The following is a 14,708-nucleotide window of genomic DNA, read 5'->3' as shown; positions in this document are numbered from 1 at the left end:
TTTGAATAAGGTGGGAATGGATATGAAACAGGAGATTAAAAGAGGTTGGGGGAAATACATACTCTTCGTGTTTGTTTTGGTAATAGCCTATCATTCTTTTACTTTATGTAAAGTGGAAGGGAAATCAATGCAACCGACTTTATATGAAGAAGACTACGTATTTGTAAATAAAGCAGCAGTACATTTTTCCGATTTAGAGCATGGAGAAATTGTCATTATAAAGGAAGAGGATGAGTCAAAATATTATGTAAAACGAGTAATAGGGCTTCCTGGTGATGTAATTAACATAACGAATGGATCTGTATATGTGAATGATAAAAAACAAGAAGAACCGTATACAAATAAAGATTTATTCAATAATACGCAAGTGTTTTATAACTTTCAAAAGACAAAAATCCCACCAAATAAATTATTTGTAATGGGAGATAATCGTGAACTTAGTAGAGATAGTCGAAACGGTTTAGGATATATTGAAGAAGATAATATAATAGGCAAAGTGGAATTTGTATATTATCCTTTTTCAAAAATGAAGATCATAGAATAAGTGGGGGTTTCTCTATCCCCACTTATTAACGTTTCACTTTATCTTCTTTAAAAAACCTTTTGGGTTAAACGATATGAAAAACTTATGCTTAGATTCATCGATTATGAAATTGTTGTTTGTAGCTAAAAACTCTTCAACAGCTTCCATTGGGCCAGGTCCCCAATCAGGAGAAACAGGATTTCCATTAATAGATGTATCTTCTACTATAATATAACTGCCTTTAGTAACGATAGATTTATAAAGCAACAATTCTTTTGCTACATGCTCTTTACTATGATCAGAATCTAAAATAACTAAAATTACATCATTAGGTTTGCGCATACTTAATATTGTTTGCACAGCGGTTACTGAAACAGAAGAAGCTGTTAAATACGTAATACGATCATGGGATGGACGATTTGGTTGTGGAAATATATCAATAGTAAGAACATGACCTTTTCCAATTAAATCTAAAATGGAAGCTAAATACAGTGCGCTACCACCATAACAAGTGCCACATTCAATAATTAAATCGGGTTTTAATTCGTAAATCATTTCTTGATACAAAAAAAGATCAGAAGGAAGTTTGAGAATGGGGACTCCAAGCCAATGTGTATCATATAACCAGACTCGACTATCGTAAAATTGTTTTAAAAATTCGCTGCTTATGTTATCGATTTTGAACACTCCTTTCTGGAAACGAAAGTTGTACAATATATTATGTGAGATATGATTGTAAGGAGAATGTTTTTGAATAAAAATGAGCAAAATACCTCATTAAAAAAACAGTTGTTTGTATAATAAGAATTTTTTTATGCAGCAAGTCTAATCAAAATGCTGTTTAAATTTTTAGATGAGGGGAAAAAGAAAGGAAAGAAACGTATGTATAAGTGCACAATTTGTTTCATTAGAAAAGGAAATAAAATACTCTTATTGAATAGAAATAAAAAGCCGAATATGGGAATGTGGAATGGTGTTGGCGGAAAAATTGAAGATAATGAAACGCCATATGAAGGAATAATTAGAGAAACGCTTGAAGAAACAGGCATAGATCTTCCAAGTGTAACGTATAAAGGGAATGTCGTTTTTAAAAGTAAGGACGAGTCTCAGGGGCGTGAAGGAATGTATGTATTCCTTGCTGACCTGCCAGATGGAGTACATATGGACACGCCAGTAAGTACGACGGAAGGATTATTAGAATGGAAAGAAATTGATTGGATATTAAATAAGGATAATAGAGGTGTAGTTAGCAATTTACCAAAATACTTACCAATAGTATTAACAGAAGAAAATAAGTTAGAGCATATATTCACGTACGATAACGGGAATATTATTCATTACACAACTTCATTTTTGACAGATGATAATGCGAACACACGATATGTAAAAAAACTCTTTCATACTCAAGTTAATAAAATATTTCAAAGAGCAATTAGCATTTGTATGTTGATTGCTTTCATTATATATGCGAGGTGATGATATGTTTCAGAATGGCCATAATCGTTATATGTACGATGTTCCTTTTGGTAGCTTGTTCTAAAAGTGATAAAGAACTTAAAAACATTCAACAAGCGGACTATTTAGTATCCTATTCAAATGCAATGAAAGATGGTGGTTACATATATGCATATGATAAGAAAGGAAATACGATTAGTAAAATGGAAGTAGATGGTCAAAGTATGATGAGCAATGCAAAAGATGAAAAGGGATACTACTTTTCATCAAATAGAAATAACAATCATTATGCAATTGATAAGACTGGTAAGGTGCAAGAAATCAGTAGACCGAAACAATTACAAGATGTAAACGCAGGGGCATATTTCATCCATGCAGAACAAGGTTATAAATTTTATGATGTGAACATTGGGCTGGTAGACGAAAAGAAAGGATATACAAGTGAACTCGTATATTGGAAAGAGAATGATAAAAGGCAAGAAAGTGTAGAACTAAAGGGAACGATTCAAGGTGCGCATATTATTGAGAATCATATATACGCATTTTCACAAACGCTAGACAAAGTATATATTTCAGAAATAGATTTGGTCACAAATAAAAAAACAAACGAATTTGAAATTCCTAATGAAAATGTGTATTTTGCACCAACTCCTCAAAAAGTAATTTTTCAAAAGTATAAAGATAAACTAATACTCGCATTAAGTGATAATGTAAATCAAAAGCTGCCTTCCAAATTAATGATGATAAACCCGAAAACTAAAGTAGTAGAAAAAGAAACGGTATTAAATGACAAGCAATTCATACCTGTTTTAGTGCAGGTGTATGATAATAAGGTGTACGTTTTAAATCATGATGAAAAAATAAAAGAGTTAGATGAGAATTTGAATATCATACGTACATATTCACTGCAGAGTGATACAAAAATCGCTAGAGAGGACAAAGGGATTTCGGATATACAAGTACATGGTAATAAGTTATACATCTTATACAAAGATATGAATCCAAAGAGTAAAACGAAACAATTGGTAGCTGAGATTGAAGGATATGATTTGTTAACAGGAGGAAGTATTGAAAAGACTACTTTACAATTAGAGAGGAAATGGGATGATATTACCTTTCTTGTATTAAAAGAGTAAAAAAATGATTTGAAGGGAGTGACTCAAATTATGACATTCAAAAACGAGGAAGAACTAAATAAAGCTTTCGAGGCGGCCAAAGCGAGTCTAGAAATAGAAGGCATGACTGTTACAAAGGAAATGGAAAAAATTATAAAAGAAAAGGTATCCGGAAAGATAACGCACGAGCAACTTATTACATTAGCTGATGTGATTGCAAGACGTGGACGTACTTAACAATCTAGAAACCACCACAAAATTTTTAAAAATAAACGGGGAAAAAGAGATGGTAGATCCATCTCTTTTTCATATGCTCCATGATTAACTGCGAATCGCCTTAATCAGAAAACGATGTTGCGTCACATCAAAATAACCTTTTTGTAAGATGACTTTATGTATACGATATAATTCCTCATAATACCTTTCGACAGTAAAATTAGGGATTTGCCACGGAATTGCTTTTAAATAATAGACAATAGCACCAATGTCGTAAAAGCGTTGGAAAGGAAACTCTTCTTTTGCTTCTAAAATAGTAAATCCATTTTCCTTTAACTCACTACATGCTGTTTCAAGAGACCAACTTGCAAATTCGTTATTTAGCGGTGCGTTAAACTGCTCATTTAGTTCCGCACAATCGAGACCACCAACTTGTTGTGTAAGAAATATTCCATTAGGAGAAAGTATTCTATTTACCTCAGAAGCAGAATAGGATTCATGTTGATTCATAATGAAATCAAATTGTTCATCTTGAAATGGTAAAGCAGTATCATCAATTACTGCCACAACTGTAACCCCTAAAGGTTCTAATTTCTTCCGAGCAATTGGCAAGTTTGGTGCATAACCCTCAGTCGCATAAATAGTTGGTGGGAACGATTGTAACATAGATAAAAACTCTCCGCCGCCAGTACCCATATCGAGCATTGCTTTAGCACGTTGCATAAGCTGATAAGCAGTGCTACCGTACGACCATGATAAAGGCTCGCTCTTCATTCGGCCCGTTTCTGAAATAAAAGAAAAATCCCAACCGCTAAAATGTGTATTTGCACTTTCTAATAAAGTTAAAAATAATAGATTACGTTTCATAATTATGTCCTCCTATTTTTCAATGAATGATATGATGAAAAAAGAAAAAGGAGGACCTCTTATGAAAGAGAAGCGGTTTTACGTTTCGTGCTCGAATAGATTCATATAAATTCGCTCCTTGTGAGAATGGTTATTTATATATTCGGGATAAGTAAGTGAAAGTCCTTTGAATTTGTGAGGGAAGGTTATGCTCTTCAATAATTGGGCCATTAAATGAAATAGTGCAATACGTATTGATTACATGAATTTTAACGTTTTTGAATTTTCTTGAATTATCCTCTTGAACCTCTAGTTACTTTAGGTTTTATAATGAATTTATATTTTTAATAGGGGGATTTACATGAATACGGATAAAAAGTTTTCTATTGGAGAATTCTCGAAAAAAACGGGCATACCAATTCCTACTTTGCATTACTATGATGAAATTGGATTGTTACAACCAGAAAAGAATCCTTCTTCAGGGCACCGCATTTATAAATATCAAGATATTATAACCTTACAAAAAATTATAAGTTTAAAATTTCTAGGCTATAGTCTAGATAAAGTCGCTAATTTGTTACATGAATCAAGCTTTAGCGTTGATCTGAATGAAAGCTTGTCTCTCCATTTGCAAGTGTTAGAAAGAGAACAAGAACAAATTGAGCAATCAATGCAAGTAATTAAAAGAGTAATGAAGTTAGTCGAAGAGGAAGAAGAGGTAGATAGTACTGTATTATTTAGTCTTATTTACGGTATGAATACTGAACATACACACAAAGAATGGACGGAACGCCATAAGTTAACGGATATCGTGGAAGAAATATCAAAGAAATCAGAAGAAGATAAAATTGCTTTGGATAAAACGTTTATTCACTTGTCTAAAAAGGTTAAGCAATTATATGGTAAACCAGTCGAGGATTCGAAAGTACAAGAGATGATTAAGGAATATATTGAAGAGTCTTTTTCATTTCTTAATGAGGATCTGATACAAAAGTTAGCTAATACTAGTGTGGAAGAACTGGATATGCAAGAACTTGAAAATATGATACCTTCGCCTTTCGCAGAAGATGAACAAAAATGGCTTAATGAAGCGATGGAATATTATATGAAGCAAGTAGAAATGGAATAGGGATAGATTTTATGAGCAATGGTAGGTGGTTTAGCTTTATCGAAATAATGCTATAGACCTTTCATTGAAGAAGTGGAATGTTGGAAAAATACGTTTGTTATTGCTGTATTTAAAAGAAAGAAATGCGTATGCTTTATTTTTGAAGCATACGCGTTTTTGTTTAAAATACTCAAAAACAAAAATCTTTTGGTAAAGTACCATTTTTAATCACCGTTCGTAACCCATGTTTTATAATCCAAGGATTAACTGGATGCTGTTTATCACGTAATTGCTGCAACCATTGAAAAACGAATTCTTTATCTTCTTTCGTAATATCGTTAATATGATTGGCTACAGATTTTTGAACATATTTAGAAGGGTCATTCATTAAAGGCTCAAGAAGCTGTAAATTGTACTGAAAGTCACCTTTCAGAGCTCCTATTTTTTTAGCCCAAGGAAGTCTAGGTCTCGTACCTTCAGAAACTAATCTTCTAATGTGACTGTTTTCATCATGAATCCACTTTTGTAATATGTTTAGTGTGTCTTCATGGTATGTTTGAAGAAAAGGCCGAATGGCATATTCAGCAGTATTCCTTTTCGTTATTTCATACATGGCGTTGAATGAGGTTTCAAAATCGTTAAGCCCATATTTTTCAACGTATTTTGCAATAGGCATGTACATATATCCGTTTGTAAATGTGCCTACTTCTGTTGTATTTTCTGGTCCTAATGTTTTCAGTAATATATGTATTGCTTCATTAAAATCTTTTTGTAAAGCATTGTGTAATTCATCTGCCATTACTTCAATACGCTGCTTTAACTCTAAATTTTCAACTTTACATGTTACGGAAGACACAAAGTTTCTTTTAGAGAAAGTAGGATCGTGTTTACAAATAGAATCAGCCATTTTTTCTGCCAATTCTTCGTTAAATAAAAATTTTAATGGAACATATTTACTCATTTTTTCACCTCGGTGGTCAGTTAAAAGCATTTTTATTTTTTAATCGACAATCCATAAACTAAAGTCTCACTCGGAGTCGTAATACTAAAACCTGTCGTTTTATAATCAAGCTTCACCGTATCACCAGTGTAGTCTTTCGTAAATGAATCCATTTGTACGATAAGGTCTGCATCTTCATATACAACATCATCTGCAACATATGTATCCCAAATTAAATCGACATCAACGAAAATACTACAAGAGTTTGTCATTGTCCCTCTAATGCGAATGATTTTTTTATCTTCACGTTCTAATCTATGTATAGCTGCTATTGCTTCATCAGTAATGCGAATGTTCATTGTATCCCAACCTTTATTTATATTTCCTTTATTATTGCAAAAACAGAAGAAATAGGGAAGCAAAGAGGTTTGCAATAAAAAACGAGCAAACAAATTTGTTTGCTCGTCTCCCTTTATCCGACTTTAATGGGCAGTAAGATCCTCACCTCAAAATGCAGCGAAAGAAAAGAAGTTAGGTGGGGGATCAACTGCCCATAAAAGTCCGATTGGTTCAACTAATAATCCGTGGGGGATGAAGAAAACCCCCACGGATTAAAGTTTCACTTTATTTCAGTTCACATTTATCAAGTGGAATGACTTTTGTTTTTTTCGTAAATTTGTATCCTAACCAAAGTACTAAGAAGAGTGGTAAACCGATGTAAGAAACGAGTACGCCGTTCCAATCGATTGATTCACCCATAAATGCGCCGTAGTTTTGACCTAAAATTACGATGACGCAAAGTGCAAATGCGAAGATTGGTCCGAATGGGAACCATTTTGCTCTATAAGGTAAGTCATTTAAATCTTTTCCTTGTGCGATATATGCTTTACGGAAACGGTAATGACTAATTGCGATTCCAACCCATGCGATAAAGCCAGACATTCCTGATGCATTTAATAACCAAATGTATACAACACCGTCACCGAATAAAGAAGCAATGAAAGCGATACTACCGACAATCGATGTTACGATTAATGCGTTAACAGGTACGCCGCGGCTATCTAATTTACCAAGAAACTTCGGTGCTTTCCCTTGGCGAGCTAAATCCCAAAGCATACGAGTTGATGCATACATACCAGAGTTACCAGCAGATAGTACTGCCGTTAAAATAACAGCGTTCATAACAGAAGCAGCGAAGGCAACGCCCGCTTTTTCAAAAATAAGTGTAAATGGACTTACTGTTACATCACTTGCGGCAAGACTTTCAGTTGTATAAGGAATTAATAAACCGATAACGAGAATCGCAAGGATATAGAATAAAAGGATACGCCAAAAGATCGAACGAATTGCTTTTGGAATATTACGCTCTGGATCAGATGTTTCACCAGCAGCTACACCTAATAATTCAGTACCTTGGAATGAGAAACCAGCTGCCATAAATACACCGATAATTGCCATGATGCCGCCATTAAATGGTGCATCTGCAACAGTGAAGTTTTTAAATCCAACCGTTTCGCCGCCCATAATTCCGAAAATCATCATAAACCCTACAATTAAAAAGATAATAATTGTAGCTACTTTAATAAGTGCGAACCAATATTCAGATTCACCAAACCCTTTAACAGATAAGTAGTTTAAAAGGAAAATAATAGCTAAACATAATCCGCTCCAAATAAGAGAAGGGGTATCAGGAAACCAAAATTTCATAATTAATGTTACTGCAGCTAGTTCAGCAGCAATCGTAATGGCCCAGTTATACCAATAGTTCCATCCAAGTGCAAAGCCAAGTGATGGATCAACAAATTTTGTTGCGTACGTGCTAAAAGATCCAGTAACAGGCATGTAAGCTGCGAGTTCAGCTAAGCTTGTCATTAAAAAGTAAACCATAATTCCAATTGCGGCGTATGCAATTAATGCACCGCCAGGTCCAGCTGAATGGATGACACCACCGCTGGCAAGAAATAGTCCGGTACCAATTGTACCGCCGAGAGAAATCATCGTAAGGTGCCTTGATTTTAGACCGCGTCTTAATTCACCTTTTCCTTTTGTAGCTTCTGTTTTAGAGGTAGCTTGATTCGTTGCGCTATTCATGTTCAACACTCCTTTTCTTGTAAGGTAGGAAGGAGCGGGGGAGAAAAATACAAAAAACCGCCAAAGGAATTTGGCGGAACGTTTCACAAATAACCACCCCATCATACCCTTCCGTTAAGATAGCACCCCACGTTTACACGGTAATTTTGTAAACGTGACAGTTCTGTTCCTTTCGGAGACAGCCCCAGCTCATATTTCCAGAGAAGAAATATAAACTTCGGCAACTTTTCCTTTCAAACGGAGTCGGTGACTTTCTCTGTGTCTCGTCCGTTTTACTCTTAAAAGTCGCAACCTCTACCTCATCGGATTGATGAGGATTTGATATATTGCTAAGATTTTTAATATATGGCAATTGTAATGAGTTTCTGAATATATTGCAAGATATTTTGTAGGAAAAAATCAAAAAATATCGGTTATTGTATAGGAAACGCTTGCAAAACTCCACCCGAACCTACTATTATGTAACAATAAGCAAAGAAAAAATTGTTATACAAATGTTTCGCAAAAAATATTGAAAAACCCTTCAAAAATTAAAAGAAAATTCAGAAAATATAATTCGACATTCATAATCAGGTCATATTTTTTGATATAATTAGAGTAACGTGTAAGTAAAAAAGGGGAAATCAAAATGAAATTAGAAACAGAAAGGCTCTATATAGTGCCGTGTACAGAAGAGAGTATTCACGTTGCTAACGAGCAAGGATATAATAGTGGCCCACATATTGTAGGGCATGTAGAAAATGTAAAACAGGATAAGGATTTATTACCTTGGGGCGCGTGGTATGTCATTCGAAAAGAAGATGACATCGTTCTAGGTGATATAGGTTTTAAAGGGAAACCAAATGAGGAACATACAGTAGAAGTTGGTTACGGATTTATTGAGAAATACTGGAATAAAGGGTATGCGACAGAAGCTGTACAAGAACTAATAGATTGGGCTTTTCAGACAGGAGAGGTAGAAACGATTATTGCAGAGACGCTCCTTGATAATTATGGTTCGATTCGTGTGTTAGAGAAGTTACATATGAAAAGAGTAGATTCGACAGAAACAATGATGAATTGGAAAATAGAAAAAAACCGCTCGAAGTAAGTTGAGCGGTTTTTTAGTAATTAAGGTAGCATCTGTTTTTGATCATTCGGATATTGGGCTGTTGATGTGTTAGAACGATTGGAATGATTGCGAACAGCAATGAAAATAGAAATAATAACGACAAGACCAATTACCACGTAAGAAAGTGAAATAATAGTTGGATCCACTTTAAAAGTAGTAAGTAGTGTACGTATATTCGTAAAGATAATAAGACCACCAACTAATACGCCAAGTAAATGAGATGGTACGATGCGTACTAGCCATGCAGCAATTGGAGCTGCGACAATACCACCAAGCATTAACGCAAATACCCAAACCCAGCTTACTTGTTCCCAGCCAAGTGAGATGAAGAAGCCAATTGTTGCAGCGAGTGAAACAGGAAATTCACTCGTATCTACAGATCCAATAACTTTTCTCGCTTCATTTCCTCTTGCTAGAAGAACAGGTGTCGTAATCGGTCCCCAGCCACCGCCACCAGTTGAATCAACGAATCCAGCGAATAAGCCAAGTGGCACAAGTTGTTTAGCTGACATACGTTTATTTGAAGTAACAATCTGTTTTTGAATAATGAATCGCAATAAAATATAAACTCCTAAAGTAAATAAAAATAAGGAAATGTACGGTTTAATGACATCGCCAGGTAAATTACTTAAAAAACATGCGCCAACAAATGCACCAATTGCTCCTGGTAATGTAAGCCTGGAAACGGTGTATTTATCAACGTTCCCAAATTTGAGGTGAGATGCACCAGAAGCGGCGGTTGTAACAACTTCAGCTAAATGAACAGATGCGGAAGCTACAGCCGGTGCGATACCAAACATTAGTAAAAGTGAGGTAGACGTTACCCCGTACGCCATTCCAAGCGCTCCATCGATCAATTGAGCGAAAAATCCAATAATAGCAAAGACAATTAATTTCTGCATAAAAAATCCCCCTGTAATAGTAAATGAAAAAGGCACTTTTCCCGTGTGAGAAAAGTGCCTTTGGTTTTTCCAATCAGCAATATTGAAATTTGTTTCATTATAATACATATTAATCGTATAAATCAACTAGGTTTTAAAGTTTTTTGAATTGAATGAAAGAAAAATAAAATATACAATAAAAGGATGGAGAGAAAGGGGAGAAAGACATGTTACGATTTGATCATCTCGTTCACGCAGTTCATGGCACACCGGAGGAAGCGTCAAAACAAATGCAGGAACTTGGATTTCATACGGCACTAGGCGGAGAGCATACTACTTGGGGTACTTGGAATAGTTTAAGTTATTTTGATTTATCATACATAGAATTTTTAGCAGTTCAACATGAAGAAAAAGCGAAAGAAGCAGAAAATCCGTTAGTACAAGAAACGGTAGTGAAATTACAAGATGGTGAAGGGATGCTGCAAATCGCAATTCGAACAGATACCATTGAAGAATTAGCAGATAAGTTTAGTAAATACGGTTTACAAACAATAGGACCATTTGAAGGGAAACGTATGAGAAAAGATGGCCGCCTTTTAGAATGGAAAATGTTATTTGTAAAGCAAGAAGAGAATGGGCCGAAATTACCTTTCTTTATACAGTGGAATGAAACAGATGAAGAAAGAAGAAAAGATTTACGTAACATTGGAACAATCACGGAACATAAAAACAAAGTACAACAAATTGAAACAATCCATTACGCAGTAAAAAATGTTCGAGAAACAGCATGGAAATGGAAAGCAGTCATGGAGCTAACTGCAACTCCAGTCATGAAAAATGAAGAATGGAATGCGGAGTGTCAAAGTGTATCGTTTGGTGACATTCAAGTACAGTTTTGTGAACCGATTGGAGAAGGTCTAGTACAAGAATACATAAAGAATTATGGTGAATATCCATTTGCAGTAGAATTTAAAGGGGAAAATAAACGAGAGTATGAAGTGTTAGGTAGTTTGTACATATATTGATAGAGGTGAACGCTTTGGAAGAAATACTTAGAGAGATAGAGAGAAAACTAGAATGGCCTCGTATTGTAAAGTGTACAGCTATTTCAAAAGGTTTTTCACATGAAGAGAAATATAAAATAAAATTAGAAAATAGAGTAACATATTTTGTAAAAGTATGTGATGCTGTTTATTTTGAACGTAAACAAGAAGAATATACGTATATGAAACAATTAGAGTTATTACATATTCCAACGCCGAAGTTAATTCATTTCATAAAACTTGAGGAATTAAATAAATGTGTTCAAGTATTTGAATGGGTCCAAGGTGTAAATGGTGAAGAGGGCTTAAGTAAGCTATCGGCGGAAGAACAGTATCATGCAGGAAGAAAAGCAGGAGAAGTATTAAAGAGGATTCACTCGATAGAAAAAGAAAGTGCAAGTAATAAATGGAAAACATCTAGATGGAATAAATACGAAAGATACATAGAGGCATTAGCAAATTACGAAGTGAATTTTCTAGATTTGAAGCCAGTATTAACCTTTGTAGACAATCATAAAGACTTATTAAAAAATCGTCCAATCACATTTTTACACGATGACTTCCATCCAGCAAATAGTATGATTCATAATAAGGAATTTATCGTTATCGATTTTGGTGGATATGATTTTGGCGATCCTATACACGATTTTTATAACGTAGCGATTTTTACTACAAGAATAAGCAAACCATTTGCGGTTGGACAAGTCCATGGTTATTGCGGAGGGGAACCATCACTTCATTTTTGGAAACTGTACTCATTATATGCAGCAATGACATTCCCAGCTGATATCGTATGGACAAACCGAAGCACGCCGCATTTAGTAGATAATATGAAGGAAAGATTGAACCAAATTTTAGAAGATCATAATCAATTTTCATCCTATATTCCAAAATGGTATCAATCAAGTGAATTTAATAAATAACGGAGGAATTTATATGGAAAAAATAGCAGTAATTTCAGATATACATGGTAATATTCCAGCTTTAGAATCTGTACTACAAGACATTAAATTGAGAGGAATCAAACGCATAATTTGTCTTGGAGATTTAGTAGGGAAAGGTCCTCATTCTAGCGAAGTAATTGAAATCATTCGTAAAGAATGTGAAGTAGTCGTAATGGGAAACTGGGATGATTTTATTACAAAGCCGACTGAATTTGAAGCATTAAAATGGCATCAAAAACAACTATCGGAAGAACAAAATGACTATTTAAGAAGCTTGCCATTTTCAATCGAGTTTTATATGAGTGGAAAACTCATTCGAATGTTTCACGCTTCACCGAGAAGTTTATATGAAAGAATACAACCACACGCTTCAAGAGAAGAGCGTATTAGTATGTTCGAAAACAGTGAGCTCACGGAGAATATAGAAGGAGAAAGAAAACCAGATGTCGTTTGCTACGGTGACGTTCACCAAGCATTCGTTCAAAATTTCAGAGGGAAAACGTTATGTAATGCTGGTAGTGTAGGAAATCCGCTTGAAATTACACAAGCTTCTTATTTAATATTCGAAGGGATTTACAATGAAAAAGAAGCAGCGAGCTTTTCCATACAACTCGTACGTGTACCGTACGATATTGAATTAGCTATCAGGCTGGCAGAAGAGCTCGATATGCCAGAAATTGAAGAATACAAACAAGAGTTACGGACTGCTGTATATCGAGGGTTTAAGGGGAAGTAAGCTAATCAAAATATATCAACGATTTTTCAAATATATCTATCGTAACTTAAAATATATCAACGATTTTTTCGATTTATCGACGATTCGACATAGGATATCGACTTACCGACAAATAGTGACATATAAAGTTAATTATAATTTTGTTATGTAAACTAAATGAAGGGGGAAATATCATGAACCGAAAACAACAAATTAAAGAAATTGTAGATCATATTTTAAAATTAAACTTAACTCACCCAACAAGAGTTGGAGTAAGCGGTATTACAGCATCAGGAAAAACAACATTTGCAAACGAAGTAGCGGAAGAAATACACAATCAAAAGTATATGTATAGCCTTTTATTAATAGTTATAATTCTCGTATAATTATATTAGCTTTAGAAAGTGAAAAACGGGGGATAAGGCAATAAGAAACGCAAAAAGGGGAGAAAAAATAGAATGAATGAAGTACTAGAATTAAAAGAAGAATTACTACAAATTAAAAATAATAATTATGCTGTACCAGAAGACGTAGATGCTTATCCATATGCGCAGTGGATGCTAGATTATATCGGATCACCAGATGCTGAATTACGCGATGATTTAATTTATAGTACGCTTCATACATGGATTACAACTGATGTGTTTAGACAAAAAGAATTACGAGGGTTAATGCTACAAGCAATTAGTCCTGATTATTTATTTTATAAAATTGGTGAAAAGGGAACAGACTCTGTTTTTAAACGTGCGTTCTCTGTTTTAATTCCACCACTTATTTTATCTGTTCATGAAAGAGAACCGTTGCTATCTGAAGAACAACTATACAGCGTAGCAGAACAAGTGCTGGAATATGTATATTTAGAAGAAGATGTAAGAGGTTATGTAGAAGGAAAAGGATGGGCACACTCTACTGCACATGCAGCGGATGCGCTCGATGCATTAGCACGTACCATACAAAATCGTGAGTTTTCATATGCAATATTAGCTGCTGTTCGTCAGAAGGTTCGATTGAGTGATTACGTATATGTACACTTTGAGGATGAGAGATTAGTAAAGCCAATTATGTCATTACGTAACCAAAATCTTTTAACGGAAGAAGAGTGGAGCAATTGGCTACATAGTATAGCCACTGTTGAAGACATCCGACATCCGCAGCATGCTATTTTAATACAAAATATTAGAACTTTCTTAAGAAGTTTTTATTTCAGAGTTTTAGAGACAGAAGGTAGTACAGCCTTTACAGATGATATATTGGAGACTTTGAAGGGTTTGCGTAGGTATTAAAAATACATTTTGCTAAAAGGAAATTACATAAAACCAACACCTCCCAACCATACTAATAAAATGTGTTGGAGGTGAGTTTAATGGACAAAAAAGATTTTGAAAAAGTGTATAATGATTATTTACATCAAGGAGAAGAACAAGCTCAATTTGAAGTAGGCCATGAAGTCAATTCAGGAGCAGAACAAATAGTTGCCGTTCGTAAAAATGATGATGGGGATTTAATAGCGTTTAAAACAAGTAGCGGGAGAGAGTTAGATTATATGACTGCTCTTAGTGAAGCAAAATCAGGGAAGTTAGCTCATGTGGACGTATTTCATAAGTATGGCAGAGATATTATACGTAGCGAACCTGATGGAATAAAAGAAAATAACTTAGATAATTTACCTTCATTTTAAACGGGTAAGTCTTAAGAAGAGAATGTTCATTTGGATATTCTC

At 34.6% G+C, this 14,708-nt stretch carries 17 protein-coding genes, 1 pseudogene and 1 riboswitch; of the genes and pseudogenes, 12 read left to right on the top strand and 6 right to left on the bottom strand.

Annotated features, from left to right (window positions below):
- Window positions 1-22 precede the first annotated feature (22 nt).
- On the top strand, window positions 23-544 hold the full coding sequence (lepB, locus tag PSR14_RS15665) for a signal peptidase I (protein WP_000806877.1): 522 nt from the start codon (window positions 23-25) through the stop codon (window positions 542-544).
- Between the two features lie 33 nt (window positions 545-577).
- On the opposite strand, the gene PSR14_RS15660 is transcribed toward lepB, so the two are convergent.
- A complete protein-coding gene (locus PSR14_RS15660) occupies window positions 578-1,210 on the bottom strand; it encodes a CmcI family methyltransferase (protein WP_071713438.1) in 633 nt (210 codons plus the stop codon).
- Window positions 1,211-1,405: 195 nt separating this feature from the next.
- Between PSR14_RS15660 and PSR14_RS15655 the strand changes: the two are divergent.
- The 3 genes and pseudogenes from PSR14_RS15655 to PSR14_RS15645 form a co-directional block, all read left to right on the top strand.
- Window positions 1,406-1,918, top strand: a pseudogene (locus PSR14_RS15655) (NUDIX hydrolase); the annotation flags it as partial.
- 119 nt (window positions 1,919-2,037) lie between these two features.
- Window positions 2,038-3,114, top strand: a complete 1,077-nt coding sequence (locus PSR14_RS15650; protein ID WP_001997760.1) for a hypothetical protein — start codon at window positions 2,038-2,040, stop codon at window positions 3,112-3,114.
- Window positions 3,115-3,144: 30 nt separating this feature from the next.
- The gene (locus PSR14_RS15645) at window positions 3,145-3,330 is read left to right on the top strand and encodes an antitoxin VbhA family protein (protein WP_000143190.1); all 186 of its coding nucleotides are present in this window, start codon (window positions 3,145-3,147) and stop codon (window positions 3,328-3,330) included.
- Window positions 3,331-3,414: 84 nt separating this feature from the next.
- On the opposite strand, the gene PSR14_RS15640 is transcribed toward PSR14_RS15645, so the two are convergent.
- Complete coding sequence (locus PSR14_RS15640) at window positions 3,415-4,176, bottom strand: class I SAM-dependent methyltransferase (protein WP_000828025.1); 762 nt, start codon at window positions 4,174-4,176, stop codon at window positions 3,415-3,417.
- A gap of 340 nt (window positions 4,177-4,516) precedes the next feature.
- Here PSR14_RS15640 and PSR14_RS15635 point away from each other — a divergent pair, with 340 nt between their 5' ends.
- Window positions 4,517-5,284: a MerR family transcriptional regulator gene (locus tag PSR14_RS15635; protein ID WP_001090706.1), complete on the top strand. Its 768-nt coding sequence runs from the start codon at window positions 4,517-4,519 to the stop codon at window positions 5,282-5,284.
- Window positions 5,285-5,453: 169 nt separating this feature from the next.
- Here the strand turns inward: PSR14_RS15635 and PSR14_RS15630 are convergent, their stop codons facing one another.
- The 3 genes from PSR14_RS15630 to PSR14_RS15620 all read right to left on the bottom strand — a co-directional run bounded on the left by PSR14_RS15630 (window position 5,454) and on the right by PSR14_RS15620 (window position 8,294).
- A complete protein-coding gene (locus PSR14_RS15630) occupies window positions 5,454-6,224 on the bottom strand; it encodes a DNA alkylation repair protein (protein WP_000049974.1) in 771 nt (256 codons plus the stop codon).
- Window positions 6,225-6,256: 32 nt separating this feature from the next.
- On the bottom strand, window positions 6,257-6,562 hold the full coding sequence (locus PSR14_RS15625; protein ID WP_001026161.1) for an iron-sulfur cluster biosynthesis family protein: 306 nt from the start codon (window positions 6,560-6,562) through the stop codon (window positions 6,257-6,259).
- Between the two features lie 265 nt (window positions 6,563-6,827).
- Window positions 6,828-8,294, bottom strand: a complete 1,467-nt coding sequence (locus PSR14_RS15620) for an amino acid permease (protein ID WP_001083374.1) — start codon at window positions 8,292-8,294, stop codon at window positions 6,828-6,830.
- A 112-nt stretch (window positions 8,295-8,406) separates the two neighbouring features.
- Window positions 8,407-8,599, bottom strand: a riboswitch (Lysine riboswitch).
- Window positions 8,600-8,922: 323 nt separating this feature from the next.
- On the opposite strand from PSR14_RS15620, the gene PSR14_RS15615 reads away from it, so the two are divergent.
- Window positions 8,923-9,384, top strand: a complete 462-nt coding sequence (locus PSR14_RS15615) for a GNAT family N-acetyltransferase (RefSeq protein ID WP_000764614.1) — start codon at window positions 8,923-8,925, stop codon at window positions 9,382-9,384.
- Between the two features lie 20 nt (window positions 9,385-9,404).
- Here the strand turns inward: PSR14_RS15615 and PSR14_RS15610 are convergent, their stop codons facing one another.
- Window positions 9,405-10,307 carry a TSUP family transporter gene (locus PSR14_RS15610; RefSeq protein ID WP_001170753.1) on the bottom strand — a complete coding sequence of 301 codons (903 nt, stop codon included), beginning with the start codon at window positions 10,305-10,307 and terminating at the stop codon, window positions 9,405-9,407.
- A 206-nt stretch (window positions 10,308-10,513) separates the two neighbouring features.
- Between PSR14_RS15610 and PSR14_RS15605 the strand changes: the two genes are divergently transcribed.
- The 6 genes from PSR14_RS15605 to PSR14_RS15580 all read left to right on the top strand — a co-directional run bounded on the left by PSR14_RS15605 (window position 10,514) and on the right by PSR14_RS15580 (window position 14,666).
- Window positions 10,514-11,311, top strand: a complete 798-nt coding sequence (locus PSR14_RS15605) for a VOC family protein (RefSeq protein ID WP_000943359.1) — start codon at window positions 10,514-10,516, stop codon at window positions 11,309-11,311.
- A 14-nt stretch (window positions 11,312-11,325) separates the two neighbouring features.
- A complete protein-coding gene (locus tag PSR14_RS15600; protein WP_071743091.1) occupies window positions 11,326-12,252 on the top strand; it encodes an aminoglycoside phosphotransferase family protein in 927 nt (308 codons plus the stop codon).
- Between the two features lie 13 nt (window positions 12,253-12,265).
- Window positions 12,266-13,009, top strand: a complete 744-nt coding sequence (locus tag PSR14_RS15595; RefSeq protein WP_000410979.1) for a metallophosphoesterase — start codon at window positions 12,266-12,268, stop codon at window positions 13,007-13,009.
- Window positions 13,010-13,182: 173 nt separating this feature from the next.
- Entirely contained in the window at window positions 13,183-13,374 is a 192-nt protein-coding gene (locus PSR14_RS15590) for a uridine kinase (RefSeq protein ID WP_098487300.1), read from the top strand.
- A 72-nt stretch (window positions 13,375-13,446) separates the two neighbouring features.
- Entirely contained in the window at window positions 13,447-14,271 is an 825-nt protein-coding gene (locus PSR14_RS15585; RefSeq protein WP_061403031.1) for a DUF2785 domain-containing protein, read from the top strand.
- Between the two features lie 80 nt (window positions 14,272-14,351).
- Window positions 14,352-14,666: a DUF3892 domain-containing protein gene (locus PSR14_RS15580; RefSeq protein WP_046199307.1), complete on the top strand. Its 315-nt coding sequence runs from the start codon at window positions 14,352-14,354 to the stop codon at window positions 14,664-14,666.
- Window positions 14,667-14,708 lie beyond the last annotated feature (42 nt).

Origin of the sequence: Bacillus sp. A01H (genome assembly GCF_045277205.1) — a bacterium.
Taxonomy (GTDB): Bacteria; Bacillota; Bacilli; order Bacillales; family Bacillaceae_G; genus Bacillus_A; species Bacillus_A paranthracis.
This window is presented reverse-complemented; position numbering and strand designations above follow the sequence as displayed.